This window comes from Pseudoalteromonas sp. SR43-2 (genome assembly GCF_014163885.1).
Taxonomy (GTDB): domain Bacteria; phylum Pseudomonadota; class Gammaproteobacteria; order Enterobacterales; family Alteromonadaceae; genus Pseudoalteromonas; species Pseudoalteromonas distincta.
The window spans coordinates 1-19,818 of record NZ_JACJED010000032.1 but is presented as its reverse complement, the minus strand read 5'-3'; the positions used below and the strand labels follow the sequence as shown (position 1 = coordinate 19,818).

Below are 19,818 nucleotides of genomic sequence, written 5' to 3'. Positions count from 1 at the left end.
TAAGGTGGTTGAAAAGTTTTTATTCACAACTTTAATTTTTATTAAAGGACATTATGAAAAAATATTTACTAAGTGTTGCGGCAGCTGCATTCATTTTTCCTCTTCATTCTGCCGAGGCAAGTAACGATAACGATGCATTTTTAGATGCCGAAAAAAAAGTAAGGTACGGCAGTTACCAAGACTTTAAACAAGCGGTTAGTAACCTAAATCATCCGTTAAAACCTTATGTTGAAAAAACGTATTGGCAACGCCATCCGAGCATTAAACATCAGGCAGAAATAGAAGAATATTTAAATATATACCAGCATACGCCGCTTGAGTGGCCGGTGCGCAAAGCGTGGTTAGAATATTTAAAAGATAACAACGAAAAGGCGGCGTATATCCGCAACTATCGTGAAACGTCTAATGCGGAGCTTACTTGTACTTATTTAGATTTTCAGCTTGATTTAGGTGCGCCCGAAAAGGCAATTTTAAATCAGGTGACCGACTTATGGGCTGTAGGTAAATCGCAACCTAATGGTTGTGATAGTTTATTTTCTACGTGGCGTAAAAAAGGCTACATGAAAGAAGAAACGGTTTGGAAGCGTGTAACACTTGCTGCACAAGGCGGAACGCAAAGCTTATTACCTTACTTAAAAACTTTATTACCAAGTAAGGAGCGTTACTTAGCTGACTTATATTTAAAAGTGCGAAAAGATCCAAGCGCAGCCGCTGGATTATATAGATATAAAAACAAGTCGGCTAAAGAAGGGCAAATAGCTATTTATGGTGTTAAGCGTTTGGTTTGGCGCGATAAAGAGCTAGCTTTAAGAGCATGGGAAAAGCTAGAAAAAATATTTAAGTACAGCGATGAAGAAAAAGCGGATGTGTATTACACCTTTGCATTGTCACTTGCCTCTAGCGGGCATAAACAAGCGAGCTTTTGGCTAAATAAAGTGCCAAAAGAGCGACTAGACAGCAAGCTTATTCAGTGGCAACTGGGCAATATGCTCAAAACCCAAGATTGGGAAGGGATTGCTGCATTTTTTACAGGTAAAGAAAATTTAAGCCTTGGTCAGCAATATTGGTTAGCTTATAGCTATGCACAACGTGGCGAGCAACAAAAAGCAGACGACATTTGGAAAAAAGTAGCGGCTAATCGTGATTACTACGGCTTTTTAGCAGCAGCACGTTTGGGGTTGCCCGTTGATTTAAATAATCAGCCTTTAGCAGTCGATAAGGTACTTGTAGATAAAGTGAGTAATGCACCAGGCTTTAAGCGTGCAAAAGCACTTTATGATATTGAGCGCTTTACGTCGGCGCGCCGTGAATGGAATTACCTAACGGATACCTCCAGCGATGAAGAAAAGCTGGCAGCATCACAGTTATCTACCGATTTAGGTTGGCACGACAGTACTATTTTTACTTTAGCAAAAATTAAAGCATGGGATAACGTAGAGCAACGTTTTCCGTTTGCGTTTCAAGATGTTTTTGAGCGCTACAGTAAACGTAGCAAGATAGATGTTGCTTGGAGTATTGCTATTGCAAGGCGCGAAAGCTCTTTTGCGCCAGATGCACGCTCGCATGCTAATGCGCGTGGTTTAATGCAGTTATTACCTAGTACTGCTGAGTATGTAAATAAAGGCAGTGTGACAAGTAGTCGTTTATATCAACCTAAAACAAATATTAGGTTAGGTACGAGTTACTTACAATACTTAAAAAAGAAAAACCATGGCAATGAAGTACTGGCTACGGCTTCTTATAATGCGGGTTATCACCGTATAAAGCGTTGGTTACCTGATGACGCTATTCCGGCTGAGTTATGGGTAGAGCTTATTCCGTATCGCGAAACCCGCGATTACGTAAAAAATGTATTTGCGTACAGGCAGGTTTACCATACAAGAATGGGCCGAGAAGGTAATGTATTAGCGCCGCTACTCGAAATGAAAATGGGCGGTTAGTAAACATAAGTTTAAAGTAGGGGGATATCTAATGCGTTTAGATATCCCCTTTTTTGAGCGCTGAGGGTAATACCAATTTTATTAAAAACGTGATCATTCTAGCGTATTAAATAATTCAATAACTGCGTTAAAAATTATTTATATAGAACAACTATGTATCATAATTTTAGCCTTGTTATTAAGCTATTTTCTTATCGCTATAATAGATCATTAATTTAATGCAATTGGTATAAGTGATAGACTCATAGCAAGTTAAATTTAACAGATGGATTAACAATGGATAAATTAGCCGTTTTATACGCCGAACATATTGCAACACTGCAACAGCGTACTCGTACAATTTGTAATAGCGAAGGGTTAGAAGGATTAGTAATTCATTCAGGCCAAGCTAAGCGCCAGTTTTTAGATGATATGTATTATCCATTTAAAGTTAATCCACAGTTTAAAGCGTGGTTACCGGTTATTGACAATCCTCATTGCTGGATTGTGGTAAATGGCAGCGACAAACCAAAGCTAATATTTTATCGTCCAGTAGATTTTTGGCATAAAGTACCAGACGAGCCTCGCGACTTTTGGGCTGAGTACTTTGATATAGAGCTACTACTTCAGCCTGATCAAGTAGAAAAGTTATTACCATACGATAAAGCTAAATATGCTTACATGGGTGAATATATTGAAGTAGCGCAAGCTCTTGGTTTTAGTATTATGAATCCTGAGCCTGTACTTAACTATTTTCATTACCACCGCGCTTATAAAACGCAGTACGAACTTGAATGTTTACGCAACGCTAACCGCATTGCAGTAGATGGGCATAAAGCTGCACGCGATACATTCTTTAATGGTGGTAGCGAGTTCGACATTCAGCAAGCGTACTTAATGGCGACACGTCAAAGCGAAAATGAAATGCCGTACGGCAACATTGTTGCGCTTAACGAGAACTGCGCTATTTTGCACTACACGCACTTTGATCCAAAAGTGCCACACACCCACAACTCATTTTTAATTGATGCAGGTGCAAACTTTAATGGTTACGCTGCTGATATTACTCGTACGTATGATTTTAAAAAGCAGGGTGAGTTTGCTGAGCTTGTGCAAGCGATGACTGTTCAACAAATCGAGTTAGGTAAAGGTTTAAAGCCGGGTATGCTTTATGGTGATTTACACGTTGAATGCCATAATCGTATCGCACAAATACTTAGTGACTTTAAAATTGTTAGCTTACCCGCTGAGGAAATTGTTGAGCGTAAAATTACCTCTACTTTCTTCCCGCATGGACTTGGGCATCACCTAGGTTTACAAGTGCATGATATGGGCGGCTTTATGAGTGACGAAAAGGGCACACATCAACCATCGCCTGAAGGGCATCCGTTCTTGCGTTGTACTCGCCTGATCGAAAAAAACCAAGTGTTTACTATTGAGCCAGGTTTATACTTTATTGATTCACTGCTTGGTGATTTAGCACAAACCGATAATAAGCAGTTTATTAACTGGGAAAAGGTAGAGTCATTTAAACCATTTGGCGGCATTCGTATTGAAGATAACATTATTGTTCACGAAGATAGCCTAGAGAATATGACGCGTAATTTAGAACTCGATTAATTTCTATAAAGACGAGTTAGCGAATAAACGTTAAAATATGCATATGAACGGGGCCTTTAGGCCCCATTTTTAATTGAGCTTTTAATATGTCTGAATATAAATATCCTGCTGCTGACGTTTTTCATCAAGAAGAAATTAAAAAAAGTACGTTTATAGTCCACATTGCACACACCCCCGATTTAAATTCAGCAAAAACATTTATTAAAAGCATTGAAGAAAAGTATAGCGATGCACGTCATAACTGCTGGGCGCATGTGGCAGGCAACCCCGGTGGCAGCCATGTTTATGGTTTTTCGGATGATGGTGAACCTAATGGCACTGCGGGGAAACCTATGTTAAATGTGCTGGTGGGTTCGGGCCTTGGCGAAATCACTGCCGTGGTGACACGTTATTTTGGCGGCATAAAATTAGGCACCGGCGGGCTAGTACGTGCTTATGGTGGCTCATTAAATAATGCACTAGTAAAATTGCAAACGGTGCTTAAAGTTCCCAGCGTTGAAATTACTGGGAGTAGTGAGTACAGCATGCAAGGCGCGATTGAGCAGTTATTAAAAACAAAGTATCAAGTGCTTAATATTGATAAGCAATTTACTGCTAATATTGAGTGGGTGATTACAATCGATAGCCGTGAAGCTCAGCAAGCAATCAAAGATATTTTTGATTTAAGTCACGGCGCAGTTGAGTTAACTATTAAAGAGTAATAACCTACACAAATTGCATGTAATGCATACTGACTCTATTTAATTTGGTTGATACTACTCAGCCTGAATTTACTAATAATAAAAGCGACAAGCTAAATGCAATTTCGTACCATCATAAAAATTCTTGGCCAACTTGTTGCGCTGTTTAGTATTACCATGGTGCCTCCGGCACTGGTGTCTTTAATATACAAAGACGGTGGTGGTGTTCCTTTTGTTTTAGCATTTATCTTTAGTGTTGTTATTGGCATGATGGCTTATTACCCAAACCGCCATGAAAACGGTGATTTAAAAGCACGTGAAGGCTTTTTAATTGTTGTTTTGTTTTGGTTGGTACTTGGGGCGTTTGCCTCCTTGCCGCTTATATTTTTACAAGAACCTAATCTATCGCTCGCCGATGCGGTGTTTGAAGCATTCTCTGGCTTAACAACCACCGGTGCTACTGTACTTACCGGTATTGAGTACTTGCCCAAATCAGTATTGTTTTATCGCCAGCAACTCCAGTGGTTTGGCGGTATGGGTATAATCGTACTCGCTGTTGCTATACTCCCAATGCTAGGTGTTGGTGGTATGCAGTTGTACCGCGCTGAAATACCAGGGCCTGTAAAAGATTCTAAAATGACCCCGCGAATTGCCGATACTGCAAAGCACCTTTGGTATATTTATGTGTCGTTGACTATTACTTGTATGCTGGCTTATTGGGCGGCAGGGATGGAGTGGTTTGATGCGATATGTCATGCATTCTCAACGGTGGCGATAGGTGGTTTTTCTACTTACGATGCTTCCATGGGTCACTTTGACAGCCCTGTAATTAACTTTATTTGTGTGTTCTTTTTAATTATTGCCGCTGTTAACTTCTCCCTGCATTACGCCGCAGTGGCCAGTCGTAACATACAAGTTTATATTAGAGACCCAGAGTTTAAGGTGTTTTTGTGTATTCAATTAGCGCTGGTGGTTATTTGTTTTACCGTACTTTCCTCTAACGAAATATTTGCTAATGGCGATGAAACCCTCGATCAGGCGTTATTTCAAGCTGTTTCAATGAGTACAACAGCAGGCTTTGCTACGGATAACTTTTCAACATGGCCGTTGTTTTTACCTATTTTACTTATATTTTCGAGCTTTATTGGTGGCTGTGCAGGCTCTACCGGTGGTGGCATGAAAGTAGTTCGCGTATTTTTACTTTACTTGCAGGGCGTGCGTGAGCTCAATCGTTTAGTGCATCCTCGTGCTATATATTCAATCAAGCTGGGTCGTAAGGCGTTGCCAGATAAAGTAGTAGAAGCTGTGTGGGGCTTTTTCTCTGCTTATGCGCTGGTATTTATTATTATTATGTTAGCGCTTATGGGCACGGGTATGGATAACATAACTGCGTTCTCAGCCACTGCGGCTTGTTTAAATAACTTAGGGCCTGGTTTAGGAGATGTAGCGTCGCATTATGGTGCTATAACCGATGGTGCTAAATGGTTGCTTACTATTGCAATGGTGTTTGGTCGTTTAGAAATATTTACTTTATTAGTGTTATTTACGCCTACTTTTTGGCGTGGATAAACGAGCGGCTTAAGTTTTAAATTACGAACTATTGGGAAAGGGATATGCCAACAAATTTAGAAAAGCTAAAGCATATAAGTGTAGGCAGCTTAGTCGACCTAGAAATATTAACACCTACAAGCAGTAAGCGTGTTAAAACTGAATTAGTTGGTTTACTCGATAAGCAGTTTATTATTTTAAATTATCCCAATGCTAAGCGTTTACCTGCGGCGAGTGACTATTTACGTGATGGCGTAATGGTTGTTGTAAGAGTACTGATTGAAGGCAGTGGTGGGCAAGTTATTGCGTTTCGCCAGCAAATTATGTCAGTAGCCTCGCATCCTGCTAAACTCGTCTTTATTAATTTTCCTAAGCAAGTGCAGCTATTTGCGCTACGCTCGCAAACACGCATACCTACCTTATTACCTGCAAAGCTAAAACTAAGTGACGATAGAGTGCTTGAAGGCCTTATTAAGGACATTTCACTCACCGGTGTAATGTTTGATATTAGAGGCGCCCAGCAAGCTGAAGGTATAAAAGATATGCAATGCACTGTCGTCCTCAATAGTAGTGATAAAGATTTTGAAGGTGAAATTTGCAGTGTTAAAGAGCATGCTGCAGGTGTGCACTGCGGAATTAAGCTACTAGCAAGCGAGGATGAAATGAAAACCTTTATGAAAGAGCATTTTATAGACCCATCTGCGCTTGAGCCCACCGTTGACTAAATCGTTTTTCGCTTATTTGCAACAAAATGGCGTTTTAAGTGAGTATTTATAAAGTGTTTTTTTGTTTTTATATAATTAAAAATATTATTTAAATAAAACAATGTTTTACGTGTTTTTTGTTATGGCTTTTTTTTTGTTGTTATAGCTACTTCGTTAAAATTAACCTTAATTATTTTTTAAAATCCCTCCTTTTATAGCTCTACATTTTAAAATGTATCTTTTTATATAAACATAACTATTTGTTTTTAATGACTTTAGTTTTTCACCTTTAAAGCGTGTTGCGAAAAGGCAACAGTAATGACTCTGAAAATTCCTACTTATTGTACGTTTTATTTTTAACTTATTGAAAGTTAATGGCTTTTCAATGTTGGCATTTAAGTTGTAATAGTCAGGGTGTACTGAACGAAATCGTGATTCAAAGTGAAATACTTAATCGCACACACATAAATTTGAAGGATACATATTATGAAAAGCATTAATAAAACTTTAGCACTTATCGCTATTGCATCTTCTTCAGCCGCTTTTGCAGCAACAGATTTTGACACACTTGATGTAGACGGCAGTGGCACAATTAGCCAAGCAGAAGCATCAGTAGACGCAAAATTAATGAGCATGTTTTCTGAGCTTGATACCGACCAAAATGGTGAGTTATCAAAAGAAGAATTTTCAGAAGCTTAATTAAAAAGTATTTATCCTGAGTTGCCAAAGACAACCTAAGTAGGCAAGGGAGCTTACGAAAGAGGATAACAAGGAAGTGAAAAATTACGTTTTAAGTTAAACGAAGCAATTTTTTTGATAGAACATTGAAGGATTAAGTTATGAAACATTTAAATAAAGCATTAGCACTTATAGTACTAGCATCTTCTTCAGCTGCATTTGCAGCATCAGATTTTGACAGCCTTGATATCGATGGTAGCGGCACAATTAGCCCAAGCGAAGCGGCAGTCGATACCGATTTAATGGCTGAATTTATTGAGCTAGACACAGATGGTAGCGGCGAGCTTTCTAAAGAAGAGTTCGCTAATTACTAATTAAACATTTTTCACAGTCAGGGATCTTTGAAAAGAACTTCCCATATTACTAGGAATATTATTATGAAAACATTCAATACAACACTTGCAGTTATCGTTTTAGCATCTTCATCAGCAGCATACGCAGCAGTGGACTTTGCCTCTTTTGATGCAGATGGCGACGGTGCGATTACAATGGAAGAAGCGAAGGTTAACCCTCAACTTGTAAAGATTTTTGATGATTTAGATACTGATGGAAATGGTGAAATCTCTAAAGAAGAGTTTTCAAAGGTACAGTAATCAATATTCGAAGGTACTCCACTAAAGCCGCCTTAGTCAGCGGCTTTTTTGTATTTTAAATTAACTAATTAGCGTAACTAGTTAAAGGAATATAGCACTTACTTGGAATAGTTTTTCTACAACGGTAATGTGTTTTTTGTCGATTAAAAACATAATGACATGATCGCCCGACATAATTATTGTATCGTCGTGGGCTATCAGTACATCGTCATTACGTACTATTGCGCCAATAGTTGTACCTGCAGGTAGTTTTATGTCGGCAATCGCACGACCAACCACTTTAGATGTGTTTTCATCACCATGAGCAACCGCTTCTATGGCTTCTGCCGCACCTTTACGCAGTGAATACACGTTAACAATATCACCACGGCGTACGTGCGTTAATAACGCTGATATTGTTGCTTGTTGTGGCGATATGGCAATGTCTATTTCGCCGCCTTGTACCAAATCAACGTAAGCTCCACGCTGGATAAGTACCATGGTTTTTTGTGCGCCCATACGTTTTGCAAGCATGGCTGACATAATGTTTGCTTCATCGTCATTGGTTACGGCAATAAACACATCTACTTGTTCAATATGCTCTTCTGAGAGCAGTTCTTGATCAGACGCGTCACCACAAAAAACAACCGTATTATCGAGCATTTCTGAGAGTTGCTCGGCACGTTCTTTACTGCGTTCAATTAGTTTAACGGTGTGGTTTTTTTCAAGAGAGCGGGCAAGGCCTGCCCCAATGTTACCGCCACCAGCTATCATAATTTTTTTGTAAGAACGTTCAAGTTTTTGTAGCTCGTTCATTACTGCGCGTATATGTTTTGTAGCGGCAATAAAGAATACTTCGTCATCTGCTTCAATAACAGTGGTACCCAATGGTTTTATTGCTTTACCTTGACGATAAATAGCGGCAACACGAGTCTCTACATTAGGGATGTGTTCTTTAAGTGCAGATAACGCATAACCAACAAGTAAACCGCCATAGTAAGCTTTTACGGCTACTAACGAGAGCATGCCATCAGCAAACTGCAATACTTGCAGAGCACCAGGGTAGTCAATTAAACGGCGAATATACTTAGTGACCAGTGCTTCGGGAGCAATGTAATGATCGATTGGTAAATCATCGTTTTGAAATAGTTTTTCGCGGTATTTTAAATATTGCTCTGAGCGAATGCGGGCAATTTTAGTGGGCGTTTTAAAAATACTGTACGCCACTTGGCATGCAACCATGTTCACTTCATCTGAACTGGTTACCGCAATAATCATATCGGCATCTTCAGCACCTGCACGGCGTAATACATCAGGATGCGCGCTGTGGCCCATAACCCCTTGTAAGTCGTACTTATCTTGAAGTTCACGTAATCGGTTACCGTCTATATCAACAACGGTAATTTCGTTTTGTTCGCCAACTAAGTTTTCAGCAAGCGTAGCACCAACTTGCCCGGCACCGAGTATAATTATTTTCATTATTTACCCGTGGTATTGATCATAATTTAATTAAAAAAATAGCCATTTAATGTTTCATAAATGGCTAACTATTTAGTGTACGGCTATTAGGCTTTTTTAACTAGCTTAGCGTAATAAAATCCATCACTTTCACCGGGCAGTAACTGCAAACCTGGCGTTGTTACGGTATCGTTTTCGTGTAGAGGTATATGTTCTACATCATCGTTATTAGCTAAAAACTTAGCAACTTGCTGTTGGTTTTCTTGTGGAAGAACCGAACACGTAGCATACACCAATGTGCCACCTGGTTTTAACAGTGGCCAAATGCTATCAAGAATATCGCTTTGTAACTTGGCTAAGTCTACGATATCTGATGCGCGACGTAACCATTTTATGTCAGGGTGACGGCGAATTACGCCAGTGGCCGAACAAGGCACATCAAGTAAAATACGATCAAATAATTTTTCATCCCACCAGGTATGTGGTTGCGATGCATCGCCACATTGTAGGTCTGCACCTAAGCCAATACGCGTTAAGTTTTGCTTAACACGTTCAAGGCGAGTTGAGTCGCTATCAAGTGCAAGTACATCAGCATCAGCAAGCTCTAAAATATGACATGTTTTACCGCCAGGGGCTGCGCAGGCATCCAAAATATAGTCATCTGCTTTAGGTTCTAAAAAGCGAGCTGCAAGTTGTGCTGCAGCATCTTGTACTGAACATGCACCTGTATCAAACTCAGGTAATGAAAATACATCACGTGGTTTGGCAAGCTTAATCCCATCAATAAAGTCAGGGTTTAAGGTGTGTTCAATATCGTTAGCGCTAAGCATGTCGCTGTATTCTTGCGTGCTAAATTGGGCTTGATTGACACGAAGCCACATTGGCGCTTGTTGCTGGTTTTCTTCAAGTAGTGCTTCCCAGCTATCTGGGTAGGCTGTTTGCACCTGTTTAATAAACCAATTTGGATGGTTGTATAAACATACCGGAATAAGCTTCGCTTTTTCTTCAAGCTCAGCTTGTTGACGCTGAAAGCTACGTAAAATGGCGTTTATCAGCCCTTTTAATCCTAAAGCGCGTAGTTGAGCCAGTGCGTTAACCGTTTCTGAAATGGCAGCATGGGGTGGTACGCGCATATGCTGCAGTTGATAAATACCTACGTATAATAAAAACTGAAATATTCTACGTTTACCTTTTAATGGCTGCTCTACTAAGTGTTGGCAGTAATTTTCAAGGCTCGGTAAGTAGCGTAAAACGCCATAACAAATTTGCTGTAGCAACGCTTTATCTTTAGGCGGCAAGCCTTGGCTTGCAAATGGAAGTTCTTGATTAAGCGATGCGCCTTTATCAACTACGTTATATAAAGTTTCAGCGGCAAGCGCTCGTACGTTTGGAACATTACTCATTGTTTTCGCCTAATATTGTGCCAGGAGCAACCCAGTCACTACGACCATTTAAAAAGTCGTTAATTGCCATTGGTTTTTTACCTTGCGGCTGTAATTGCGTAATACATAAAGCGTGTTCGCCACACGCCACTACTACGCCATTTTTGTCGCTTGATAAAATTTGCCCAGGAACACCTGATTGCAGCATAACCTGCGCTTGATGAATCTTTACTGTTTGCCCACCCATTTGGGTAAAGCACATTGGCCACGGGTTAAAAGAGCGAATGTTTCGCTCGATTTGAAGCGCACTCATGGACCAGTCGATATCAGCTTCCTCTTTAGAAAGCTTTTTAGCGTAGTTAGCAAGTTCATCGTTTTGAGGTTCAGGGGTGATCTCACCATTAGCTAATTTATTAATGGTTTCAATTAACGCATCTGGACCTAGCTCAGCAAGCTTTGTATATAAGCTTGCGCTAGTTTCTGTTGTGCTAATAGGGCAGCGGCTTATATGTAGCATATCGCCGGTATCTAGCCCTTCATCCATTTGCATTATTGTTACGCCGGTTTGTTCATCACCTGCCCAAATTGCGCGTTGAATAGGTGCAGCACCGCGCCAGCGCGGTAATATAGAGCCATGCACGTTTAAACAACCTAAACGTGGCGCTTCTAAAATAGCTTTAGGTAAAATTAAGCCATATGCTACAACAATCATAATGTCGGCATTTAAGCTTGTTAGCTCATCTAGTGCTTCATCATTTTTTAATGACTGTGGCTGAAAAACCGGTAAGTTGTGCTCAAGCGCTAGCTCTTTCACTTCACTGGCTTTTAATTTTTTACCACGACCTGCAGGGCGATCTGGCTGGCTATATACACCCACTATTTGGTGTTCGCTTTGTATCAGCGCTTGTAAATGACGTGCGGCAAAGTCCGGCGTACCGGCAAATATAATGCGTAATGGTTGAGTCACTGAATTTTCCTAAGGTGCTTATTACTGTTCTGCAAACTTGGCTTCTTTTTCAAGCTTTTTACGAATACGTTGGCGCTTTAATGGAGATAAGTAATCAATGAATAGCTTACCTTGAAGGTGATCTAGTTCATGTTGAATACAAATAGCCAATAATTCATCTGCATCTAGTACAAATTCTTCACCGTTTTCGTTAAGTGCTGCGACTGTTACTGTTTCTGCGCGATCTACTTTTGCATACGAGTTAGGTACTGATAAACAGCCTTCTTCGCTAACGGTAGAGCCGTCTTTTTTAATGATTTGTGGATTAATTAATACCAGTGGCTCATTGCGCTCTTCTGATACATCAATAACAACGATTCGTTGATGAATATCTACTTGCGTGGCCGCAAGACCAATGCCATTTTCATCGTACATTGTCTCTAGCATGTCTTTTACAATTTGGCGTACTGTGTCGTCAACTTGTACAACATCTTTTGCTACAGTACGTAAACGTTCATCTGGAAATCTTAAAACTTCTAACCTAGCCATAGTTACCTTTTTCACTTGTGCTTAATTTAGGGTATTGTATGCTCTTATTTTAGCCATTCGCGTTCACCTTTAACAGGTTTTGGGCAATAATAATGAAAAAACAATACAAGGAAGCTCGATGAAATCTCCACTACTTGCAATCATGCTTACGTTAAGCGCTGCGTTTCCCGCAGTTGCTGATGTACTTAAAATAAAAAAAGATGCACCAAAACAGTATGTTGTAAAAAAAGGCGATACACTTTGGGATATTTCTGGCATCTATTTAGATGAGCCTTGGCTATGGCCTGAACTTTGGCAAATGAATCCACAAATTGACAACCCACACCTAATTTACCCCGGTGATGCATTAGCGTTGATATACGATGCAGATGGAAACCCACGTTTAGTGATCAATAAAGGATATAGAAAGCTATCTCCTCAGGGTCGTATTACACCAAAAGGGCGTGATGCTATAACTACTTTGCCGCTTGAAATGATCAAACCTTATATCAGTTACGAGCAAGCAATGAACAGTGACGACATTAAAGATAAACCTTATATTTTAGGTGCAAACGAAAATACTAAAACACAAACGCTAGGCCATATTTTATATGTTAAAGGCGACTTACAAGTACATAAAGCATATGCCATTTACCATAAAGGTGACCCCTACACTGACTTAACCGGTGAAGTGTTAGCAACGCGTGCATCTTATGTGGGTATAGCACGTGCTTTTAGAGCGGGCGATGAGAAAAATGGCGTGCCTTCATCATTACGTGTTGAGTCTGTTAAACGAGAAATTCAGCAGGGTGATTTTTTAATGCCGGCAATGGAAGGCCAAATGCTTCCTGCTTACTTTGATATACACCGCCCTTCAGAACCTGTAACAGGTAATATTATTGCTTCACCACGCGAAGTTAGAGAATTCAGCACAATGGATGTTGTGGTGCTAAACTTAGGCAGTGAACAAAATATAGAAGCGGGTCATGTATTAGATCTAGAGCGTCAATCGCCAACGGTTATTGATGGTCCTCGTGGCCCTCGTTATCCAGAAGATTCTAGTAAATATGAGAAGCTTTTATCTGATGTGAGCCAATTATTTGGTGATGAGTCTGACGAACAAAACACAACGTGGACCATGCCTAAAGAAAAAGTTGGTGAGCTAATTGTCTTTAAAGTGTATGACAAAGTAAGTTATGCATTAATAACTAAAAACCAGCACCCAATTCGCATTGGAGATATTGCAGTTATTCATTAAGAAGTAGCGAGTCGGTGCTCTAGGAGAGAGCATGGATCAGTCATCTGGCAAGCTAGCCCACTGGCTTGCCTTTTATATGTGTAAAGGGTTGGGTATAAAAACCCTTTTAGCACTATCTACAAACTATTCCCTTGGGTCGTTATTCGACTTATCTCATGACAAGCTTTTACAGCTTGGGTTAACCGCTAATCAAGCGAGTAATTTACTCAACACCAATTGGCAACAAGTCAGTCATTATGAGCAATTAATAGCGCTGAACAACATTACTGTTGTCTGTATTTTTGATGCGCTTTACCCAGAAGATCTCCGGCAGATTGCCAGTGCGCCTTTATTACTCTTTTGCAGGGGAGATGTCTCGTTATTATCAACTCCACAGATTGCAATTGTTGGCAGCCGTAATGCTACACCTACCGGGCTTGAAATAGCCTCAGAATTTGCATACGAGTTAACTTTGGCGGGTATTACAGTTACTTCAGGCATGGCGCGGGGAATAGATGGTGCAGCACACAAAGGTTCTCTTGCTGGTACAGGTAAAACCATAGCTGTGCTTGGTACTGGGGTTGATATTTACTACCCCAAACGCCATAAACTATTAACAGACCAAGTTTTAGAAAACGGCCTGCTGGTGAGTGAGTTTTTACCAGGCACCGCTGCTCATGCGCACAACTTTCCGCGCCGTAATCGTATTATTTCTGGGTTATCGTTAGGAGTACTTATTGTTGAGGCTGAAATTAAAAGTGGTTCGTTAATTACAGTACGCTATGCGCTTGAACAAAATAAAGAGGTATTTGCAGTACCGGGTTCTATTAAAAACCCGTTAGCGCAGGCAAGTCACTTTTTAATAAAGCAAGGTGCTAAGCTGGTAGAAAACGTGGCTGACATTCTTGATGAGGTGAGTTTTACTTACGACAATAATGTATGTAATAAAGAGCAGCCGATTCAAGCCAATTCTCAATGTGAGGTTTTAAATAGTATTGGCTTTGAAGTAACCAGTGTAGATGACATTGTGCGTCGTGCGCAGTGGCCAATAGATAAAGTACTCAGTAGGTTGCTCGATTTAGAATTAGACGATCAGATTGAGCGAGTGTTAGATGGTTACATCAAGTTAAGCGCAGGAAGGTAATATGTTTGATATTCTTTTGTATCTTTTTGAAAATTACATTCATAGCGAAGCGGATATATTTGCAGAGCAAAATGAGTTAACCGATGAGCTACTGCGTGCGGGCTTTAATAAGCCTGAGATATTTAAAGCTCTTGATTGGTTAGAGCAACTAGCCGATTTACAACACAGCGATGAGTCTCCTTATCTTATTGCTAACCCTAAAGATGCTGTGCGTATATTTACTGATAGTGAATGCCAAAGGCTCAGCGCTGAGTGTCGTGGCTTTTTAATGTTTATTGAACAAATAGGCGTAATTAACAATGTAACACGTGAAATGGTAATGGACTGTTTAGCCTCTCTCGATAAACCAACTATAAGCCTAGAAGACTTAAAGTGGATTGTACTTATGATCTTGTTTAACGTTCCTGGCTCTGAAGAGGCATATGAGCAAATGGAAGATTTGATTTTTGATGAACCCAGCGAACTTCTTCATTAGAGATAATTATCTTAATTGTACTCAAATTACTTAAAAGGATAAGCACGGCATTGCTTGTATCTTTAAGTGGTTTGGGTATATTAGGCGAAAATTCACCAACCTATTAGGATCACCATGAGTAAAATCGACCATTCGCTTTTCTCGGCGAACAAGCACGCCCTCGAAAAAGAATACGAGATATGCCCACAGTGTGGTTCAGAGTTAGTGATCCGCAATAGTAAATCAGGCCCTTTTCTAGGATGCGCAAGTTATCCCAAATGCGACTTTATTAGGCCGCTGGCACATCACGACAGTAACGAAATCAAAATATTAGAAGATTCAGCATGTCCTGAGTGTAGCAAACCGCTGGTGGTTAAAAATGGCCGCTATGGTATGTTTATTGGGTGTACGGGTTATCCAGAGTGTCATTACATTGCTAACGAAAATGAAGAAAAGCAAAGCGAAGATACTTTGCCTAGTTGCCCTAAATGCAAAAAAGGTCATTTAGTCGCGCGCAGTAATAAGTTTGGTAAAGTATTTTATTCTTGTGATTGCTACCCAAGTTGTAAATACACGCTTAATAATAAACCGGTTGAACATCCGTGTCCTGAATGTGACTGGCCTATCGTCATAGAAAGAAATATGGCAAACGGCATATTATTGCAATGCCCACAAAAAAGCTGCATGCATAAGCTCACCCCAACTGAATAACGTTTAATTATATCTGGAGACTACTTTGTCAGACCTTTCAAATACGCCCACTGCAATAACATGCTTAACGCAAGGCGAAGTTATTTTATACCCAACAGAAGCTGTATATGGTTTAGGTTGTGATCCAGATAATCAACAAGCCGTTGAAGCACTATTAGCTATTAAGCAGCGCCCGGTTGAAAAAGGGCTTATTTTAATCGCTGATAACTACGGACAATTATTAAAATACGTAGATGATGCAAAAATACCAATGGATAAACGCGCTGATATTTTTTCGAGTTGGCCTGCTGCAATTACATGGGTTATGCCTGCATCTAAAAATACGCCTAAATGGCTCACAGGGCAGTTTGATACCATCGCAGTAAGAGTAACAAACCATCCAACAGTAAAGCGTTTGTGCCAAGAGTTTGGTAAGCCACTAGTATCAACCAGTGCAAACTTAACCGGTCAAGAAACGGTAATTAGTATTGAGCAAGCCAAAGCGCAATTTGCAGAACAAGTTGGCTTTTACGTTGACGAGCCGTTAGGTGGTAATACTCAACCAAGCACAATAAAAGACGCCATGACTGGCAAAATATTTAGAGGTTAATATGCAAAGCGAATTATTAGATCAAGTAAAAGCATACTTTATGGCTTTGCAAGACACTATTTGCCAAGGTTTGGAGGCTGCAGATGGCAGTGCTAAATTTATAGAAGATAACTGGCAGCGAGCAGAAGGTGGTGGTGGTCGCACACGTGTAACCACAAATGGTACTGTAATAGAGCAAGGCGGAGTTAATTACTCACACGTATTTGGCGCTTCAATGCCTGGCTCGGCAACAGCACATAGGCCAGAGCTTGCAGGGCGCAGCTTTCATGCGTGTGGTGTGTCGTTAGTTATTCATCCTAAAAACCCTCATGTACCAACAAGTCATGCCAATGTGCGCTTTTTTATAGCCGAAAAAGAAGGCGAAGAGCCAATATGGTGGTTTGGTGGCGGGTTTGATCTCACTCCTTTTTATCCAGTATTAGAAGACGTACAACATTGGCATCAAGTTGCTCACGACATTTGTGCGCCTTTTGGCAGCGACGTTTATCCAAAATACAAAACCTGGTGCGATGAATATTTTTATCTCAAACACCGCGATGAAACACGTGGCGTGGGTGGACTATTTTTTGATGATTTGAATGAGCTAGGGTTTGAGCAAAGCTTTGCGTTTATGCAATCGGTGGGAAATGGCTTTTTAGATGCTTATTTACCTATTATTGAACGTCGCAAAAATGACGAATACACAGAGCAACAACGTGATTTTCAGCTTTATCGTCGCGGGCGCTACGTTGAGTTTAATTTAGTATGGGATAGGGGCACTTTATTTGGATTACAAAGTGGCGGGCGCACTGAGTCTATATTAATGTCCATGCCACCACTTGCACGCTGGGAATATAACTACAAACCAGAGCCAAGTAGCCCAGAAGCTAACCTATATCAGTATTATTTACGCCCGCAAGAGTGGTTAACGAGTCAACCAAGTGAGCTGATACCCAGAGAGTGGCAACTATAACAGTTACACAGTAATCAAAAAGGCGCTAATTAGCGCCTTTTTGCATTGTGGCTAAATACAAATTTAATGCTGATTGATCATGTGCGTTGCTAGTTGAGAGAATGATTGCTTTAAGCCTTCACGTAACAACGGATTGTCTATTTCTATATCCAGCGTTTTATTCATGCAGTACATCCATTGATCGCGCAATGCTTTATCTACAGTAAAAGGCATATGTCTTTTACGTAGCATTGGCTGGCCATGTTTTTCAGTAAATAGGTTTGGCCCGCCTAACCAACCAGATAAAAATTCAAAAAATACTTGGCGAATTCGATCTAATGGCAGAGGATGCATATCATATAACGGTTTAGCGTATTCATCTGACTCCATTATGTCGTAGAATCGATTGGAGATAGCTCGCGCCCCTTTCTCTCCACCTATTATTTCATACGGTGTTTTTTCAGGAGTAGGAGCCTGTTGCTCGGGAGCCGGCTTAGATTTAGAAAAAAGTCGTTTAATCATATTACTTATCATTGTTAATAGGCAGTTTATAGCTGCAAAGAGGTTGCTTTAAAATGGACAAATATGCGGTTTTTGGAAATCCAATTAAACATTCAAAATCCCCCGCGATACATAAACAATTTGCTGTATCACTGGGTGAGCAAATCGACTATCGCGCAATATTAGCACCTATCGATAACTTTGAAAAAACAGTATTGTCTTTTTTTGAGCAAGGCGGTGTGGGTGCTAACGTTACAATGCCATTTAAAGAGCAAGCTTATGCAATGGCTGATGAGCTTACGCCATTAGCCAAAATAGTAGGGGCTGTTAATACATTAAAAAAACGAGATGATGGCTCATTACTCGGTGATAACACCGATGGTGTGGGCTTTGTAAATGATTTACTCGCTAATGAAGTAGCCATAACTAATAAACGTATTTTAATCATAGGTGCGGGCGGTGCTTCTCGAGGGGTTATTTTACCTTTGTTAGAGCATAACCCTCAGGAAATAATAATAGTTAATCGCACAGCACAAAAAGCCAAAGAACTCGCAGAGCTGTTTACCCAATATGGACCAGTATCTGGCTTTGGTTTTGATGATTTACCAGTAAGCGATTACTCACTAATTATAAACTCTACCTCTAGCAGTATGAATAACGAACTTCCAGCACTTGATAAAAAACACATAACTAACTGTGAAGTCGCTTATGACATGTTTTATTCACTGCAAAATACCATTTTTATGAATTGGGTTGCACAGCATAATATTAACGCTAAGCTTTTAGATGGCAGTGGCATGTTAGTTGGCCAAGCTGCTCAAGCATATTATGTATGGCGTAATAAAATGCCAAAAATACTTCCCGTCGTTGATGCGCTCAAACAAGGAACGCTTAAATGAATCAGGCAATACAATTTATAGATAGGCTAGAGTTTAGAGAGCCCGATCATCAGTTAGTATTTTTTGCACAAGTTAGTGGCATGCTGGTGGAGTGTGTAATAGAAGTAAATACACTTAAATTAACAGACGAAAGCCATGCAACAGAGTATTTTGAAAAGTATCGTTTTGATTACGAAGAACGTGCCGAGGAGCTTATCGAAGAAGAGAGCTATAACTCGGCAGGCCAAATTGAAGTAAGCTTATTAACTTAAATTAGCTATTTCAGCTAAGTACTCATCTTTAAGTGATACGTAGTTATCGGCAGATATTTTTAAAAAGGCAAGTTCTTGCTCCGTTAGAGGGCGGGCTTGCTTAGCCGGACTCCCTACATATAAGTAACCAGACTCTAAGCGTTTGTTTGGTGGTACCAAAGATCCCCCACCTATAATTACATCATCTTCAACAACCACGTTATCCATAATAATAGCGCCCATACCTACAAGTATACGGTTTCCTAATATACATCCGTGCAGCATTACCTTATGACCTACAGTTACATCGTCACCTATAATAAGTGGATAACCATCTGGATTGCTTTTAGTTGCACGAGATAAATGCAATACACTGCCATCTTGTATATTGGAGCGTTTACCAATACGTATATAGTTAACATCGCCTCGGGCAGCTACTAAAGGCCAAACACTACTATTATCACCTAAAGTAATATCACCAACCAAAACTGATGACTCATCAATATAAACAGACGAATTAAACGAAGGAGTTACACCTTTATAAGAACGGATTGCCATATTTAGTACCTTTTAGATAATAGTTATTAGCTTTGAGTGTATCAGCAAGGTTATTTTTGTACCATAAAAGGCACCGTTTGGTTACAAAACTATCAGTTTCAGGGGGTTTAGTTCAGATACTGAGCGAACAGCATCTTTTTTTACTTTTTCTTTAAAAAAGTACTTGCGTAAAAATCTGTTCTCCCTATAATGCGACCCCACTGAGACGGGAAACGCCAACGCATAGCGAGGCACGAACTACTCAGAGAGTTAAATAAAACTTCGGCTTTAAATCTTCCAAAAGAAAATTTAAAACAAAGTGTTGACTCAAAAAATAAAGGGTGTATTATTCGCATCCCTTGAGGCGCTAAAGCGACTCAAAACGTTCTTTAACAATATAAAGCAATCATCTGTGTGGGCACTCGTACAGATTGAGTTCTAACAGCCAACCTACTTAGGTAGCGAGGCAAACAAATTAGAGTCTCAATTG

The 19,818-nt window shown here is 40.0% G+C and carries 22 protein-coding genes; 16 read left to right on the top strand and 6 right to left on the bottom strand.

All coding sequences use genetic code 11. From position 1 onward, the window contains the following. Window positions 1-53 precede the first annotated feature (53 nt). From H5120_RS19380 to H5120_RS19345, 8 genes are all read left to right on the top strand, one after another. Complete coding sequence (locus tag H5120_RS19380) at window positions 54-1,940, top strand: transglycosylase SLT domain-containing protein (protein WP_182675801.1); 1,887 nt, start codon at window positions 54-56, stop codon at window positions 1,938-1,940. 276 nt (window positions 1,941-2,216) lie between these two features. Next, window positions 2,217-3,539, top strand: a complete 1,323-nt coding sequence (gene pepQ, locus H5120_RS19375) for a Xaa-Pro dipeptidase (protein WP_182673062.1) — start codon at window positions 2,217-2,219, stop codon at window positions 3,537-3,539. An 86-nt stretch (window positions 3,540-3,625) separates the two neighbouring features. Then, window positions 3,626-4,240, top strand: a complete 615-nt coding sequence (locus tag H5120_RS19370) for a YigZ family protein (RefSeq protein WP_004335181.1) — start codon at window positions 3,626-3,628, stop codon at window positions 4,238-4,240. A 96-nt stretch (window positions 4,241-4,336) separates the two neighbouring features. Continuing rightward, window positions 4,337-5,788: a TrkH family potassium uptake protein gene (locus tag H5120_RS19365; protein WP_004335179.1), complete on the top strand. Its 1,452-nt coding sequence runs from the start codon at window positions 4,337-4,339 to the stop codon at window positions 5,786-5,788. Between the two features lie 44 nt (window positions 5,789-5,832). Then, window positions 5,833-6,492, top strand: coding sequence for a flagellar brake protein (locus tag H5120_RS19360; RefSeq protein ID WP_182675800.1), 660 nt, complete (start codon window positions 5,833-5,835; stop codon window positions 6,490-6,492). 465 nt (window positions 6,493-6,957) lie between these two features. Continuing rightward, window positions 6,958-7,170: an EF-hand domain-containing protein gene (locus H5120_RS19355; protein WP_004335175.1), complete on the top strand. Its 213-nt coding sequence runs from the start codon at window positions 6,958-6,960 to the stop codon at window positions 7,168-7,170. A gap of 140 nt (window positions 7,171-7,310) precedes the next feature. Then, window positions 7,311-7,523 (top strand): calmodulin, encoded by a 213-nt coding sequence (locus H5120_RS19350; RefSeq protein ID WP_004335174.1) that lies wholly within the window; start codon window positions 7,311-7,313, stop codon window positions 7,521-7,523. A 63-nt stretch (window positions 7,524-7,586) separates the two neighbouring features. Beyond that, the gene (locus H5120_RS19345) at window positions 7,587-7,802 is read left to right on the top strand and encodes an EF-hand domain-containing protein (RefSeq protein ID WP_024597191.1); all 216 of its coding nucleotides are present in this window, start codon (window positions 7,587-7,589) and stop codon (window positions 7,800-7,802) included. Between the two features lie 81 nt (window positions 7,803-7,883). Here H5120_RS19345 and trkA read toward each other — a convergent pair whose 3' ends face one another. From trkA to def, 4 genes are all read right to left on the bottom strand, one after another. Next, window positions 7,884-9,260 (bottom strand): Trk system potassium transporter TrkA, encoded by a 1,377-nt coding sequence (trkA, locus tag H5120_RS19340; RefSeq protein ID WP_004335170.1) that lies wholly within the window; start codon window positions 9,258-9,260, stop codon window positions 7,884-7,886. An 86-nt stretch (window positions 9,261-9,346) separates the two neighbouring features. Next, window positions 9,347-10,642: a 16S rRNA (cytosine(967)-C(5))-methyltransferase RsmB gene (gene rsmB, locus H5120_RS19335; protein ID WP_182675799.1), complete on the bottom strand. Its 1,296-nt coding sequence runs from the start codon at window positions 10,640-10,642 to the stop codon at window positions 9,347-9,349. Beyond that, entirely contained in the window at window positions 10,635-11,588 is a 954-nt protein-coding gene (gene fmt, locus H5120_RS19330) for a methionyl-tRNA formyltransferase (protein WP_182675798.1), read from the bottom strand. The genes rsmB and fmt overlap by 8 nt, the downstream gene beginning before the upstream one ends. A 21-nt stretch (window positions 11,589-11,609) precedes the next feature. Beyond that, window positions 11,610-12,116 carry a peptide deformylase gene (gene def / locus H5120_RS19325; protein WP_004335162.1) on the bottom strand — a complete coding sequence of 169 codons (507 nt, stop codon included), beginning with the start codon at window positions 12,114-12,116 and terminating at the stop codon, window positions 11,610-11,612. A gap of 118 nt (window positions 12,117-12,234) precedes the next feature. On the opposite strand from def, the gene H5120_RS19320 reads away from it, so the two are divergent. The 6 genes from H5120_RS19320 to hemF all read left to right on the top strand — a co-directional run bounded on the left by H5120_RS19320 (window position 12,235) and on the right by hemF (window position 17,182). Continuing rightward, a complete protein-coding gene (locus H5120_RS19320; RefSeq protein ID WP_182675797.1) occupies window positions 12,235-13,353 on the top strand; it encodes a LysM peptidoglycan-binding domain-containing protein in 1,119 nt (372 codons plus the stop codon). A gap of 31 nt (window positions 13,354-13,384) precedes the next feature. Next, window positions 13,385-14,476, top strand: coding sequence for a DNA-processing protein DprA (dprA, locus tag H5120_RS19315; RefSeq protein WP_004335159.1), 1,092 nt, complete (start codon window positions 13,385-13,387; stop codon window positions 14,474-14,476). Between the two features lies 1 nt (window position 14,477). Then, on the top strand, window positions 14,478-14,951 hold the full coding sequence (locus tag H5120_RS19310) for a DUF494 family protein (protein WP_004335158.1): 474 nt from the start codon (window positions 14,478-14,480) through the stop codon (window positions 14,949-14,951). Between the two features lie 114 nt (window positions 14,952-15,065). Then, on the top strand, window positions 15,066-15,641 hold the full coding sequence (locus H5120_RS19305) for a type I DNA topoisomerase (protein ID WP_004335155.1): 576 nt from the start codon (window positions 15,066-15,068) through the stop codon (window positions 15,639-15,641). Between the two features lie 25 nt (window positions 15,642-15,666). After that, a complete protein-coding gene (locus H5120_RS19300) occupies window positions 15,667-16,230 on the top strand; it encodes an L-threonylcarbamoyladenylate synthase (protein ID WP_004335153.1) in 564 nt (187 codons plus the stop codon). Window position 16,231: 1 nt separating this feature from the next. Continuing rightward, on the top strand, window positions 16,232-17,182 hold the full coding sequence (gene hemF / locus H5120_RS19295; protein ID WP_182675796.1) for an oxygen-dependent coproporphyrinogen oxidase: 951 nt from the start codon (window positions 16,232-16,234) through the stop codon (window positions 17,180-17,182). Window positions 17,183-17,245: 63 nt separating this feature from the next. Here the strand turns inward: hemF and H5120_RS19290 are convergent, their stop codons facing one another. Beyond that, window positions 17,246-17,683, bottom strand: coding sequence for a group II truncated hemoglobin (locus H5120_RS19290; RefSeq protein WP_004335148.1), 438 nt, complete (start codon window positions 17,681-17,683; stop codon window positions 17,246-17,248). 53 nt (window positions 17,684-17,736) lie between these two features. Between H5120_RS19290 and aroE the strand changes: the two genes are divergently transcribed. Both aroE and H5120_RS19280 read left to right on the top strand, forming a co-directional pair. After that, a complete protein-coding gene (gene aroE / locus H5120_RS19285; RefSeq protein WP_182675795.1) occupies window positions 17,737-18,561 on the top strand; it encodes a shikimate dehydrogenase in 825 nt (274 codons plus the stop codon). Next, window positions 18,558-18,812 (top strand): DUF1488 family protein, encoded by a 255-nt coding sequence (locus H5120_RS19280; RefSeq protein ID WP_004335144.1) that lies wholly within the window; start codon window positions 18,558-18,560, stop codon window positions 18,810-18,812. Before aroE ends, H5120_RS19280 begins: the two co-directional genes overlap by 4 nt. Here H5120_RS19280 and H5120_RS19275 read toward each other — a convergent pair. After that, window positions 18,804-19,349, bottom strand: coding sequence for a gamma carbonic anhydrase family protein (locus H5120_RS19275; RefSeq protein WP_002959868.1), 546 nt, complete (start codon window positions 19,347-19,349; stop codon window positions 18,804-18,806). The genes H5120_RS19280 and H5120_RS19275 overlap by 9 nt on opposite strands. Between the last annotated feature and the right edge of the window lie 469 nt (window positions 19,350-19,818).

Bases quoted from the DNA above. Each gene is read 5' to 3' on its own strand.
- pepQ (WP_182673062.1), top strand. From the start codon at position 2,217: ATGGATAAATTAGCCGTTTTATACGCCGAACATATTGCAACACTGCAA.
- H5120_RS19350 (WP_004335174.1), top strand. From the start codon at position 7,311: ATGAAACATTTAAATAAAGCATTAGCACTTATAGTACTAGCATCTTCT.
- rsmB (WP_182675799.1), bottom strand. From the start codon at position 10,642: ATGAGTAATGTTCCAAACGTACGAGCGCTTGCCGCTGAAACTTTATAT.
- H5120_RS19345 (WP_024597191.1), top strand. From the start codon at position 7,587: ATGAAAACATTCAATACAACACTTGCAGTTATCGTTTTAGCATCTTCA.
- H5120_RS19310 (WP_004335158.1), top strand. From the start codon at position 14,478: ATGTTTGATATTCTTTTGTATCTTTTTGAAAATTACATTCATAGCGAA.
- trkA (WP_004335170.1), bottom strand. From the start codon at position 9,260: ATGAAAATAATTATACTCGGTGCCGGGCAAGTTGGTGCTACGCTTGCT.
- H5120_RS19380 (WP_182675801.1), top strand. From the start codon at position 54: ATGAAAAAATATTTACTAAGTGTTGCGGCAGCTGCATTCATTTTTCCT.
- H5120_RS19305 (WP_004335155.1), top strand. From the start codon at position 15,066: ATGAGTAAAATCGACCATTCGCTTTTCTCGGCGAACAAGCACGCCCTC.
- H5120_RS19290 (WP_004335148.1), bottom strand. From the start codon at position 17,683: ATGATTAAACGACTTTTTTCTAAATCTAAGCCGGCTCCCGAGCAACAG.
- H5120_RS19365 (WP_004335179.1), top strand. From the start codon at position 4,337: ATGCAATTTCGTACCATCATAAAAATTCTTGGCCAACTTGTTGCGCTG.
- H5120_RS19355 (WP_004335175.1), top strand. From the start codon at position 6,958: ATGAAAAGCATTAATAAAACTTTAGCACTTATCGCTATTGCATCTTCT.
- H5120_RS19275 (WP_002959868.1), bottom strand. From the start codon at position 19,349: ATGGCAATCCGTTCTTATAAAGGTGTAACTCCTTCGTTTAATTCGTCT.
- dprA (WP_004335159.1), top strand. From the start codon at position 13,385: ATGGATCAGTCATCTGGCAAGCTAGCCCACTGGCTTGCCTTTTATATG.
- H5120_RS19360 (WP_182675800.1), top strand. From the start codon at position 5,833: ATGCCAACAAATTTAGAAAAGCTAAAGCATATAAGTGTAGGCAGCTTA.
- aroE (WP_182675795.1), top strand. From the start codon at position 17,737: ATGGACAAATATGCGGTTTTTGGAAATCCAATTAAACATTCAAAATCC.
- H5120_RS19320 (WP_182675797.1), top strand. From the start codon at position 12,235: ATGAAATCTCCACTACTTGCAATCATGCTTACGTTAAGCGCTGCGTTT.
- H5120_RS19280 (WP_004335144.1), top strand. From the start codon at position 18,558: ATGAATCAGGCAATACAATTTATAGATAGGCTAGAGTTTAGAGAGCCC.
- H5120_RS19370 (WP_004335181.1), top strand. From the start codon at position 3,626: ATGTCTGAATATAAATATCCTGCTGCTGACGTTTTTCATCAAGAAGAA.
- hemF (WP_182675796.1), top strand. From the start codon at position 16,232: ATGCAAAGCGAATTATTAGATCAAGTAAAAGCATACTTTATGGCTTTG.
- def (WP_004335162.1), bottom strand. From the start codon at position 12,116: ATGGCTAGGTTAGAAGTTTTAAGATTTCCAGATGAACGTTTACGTACT.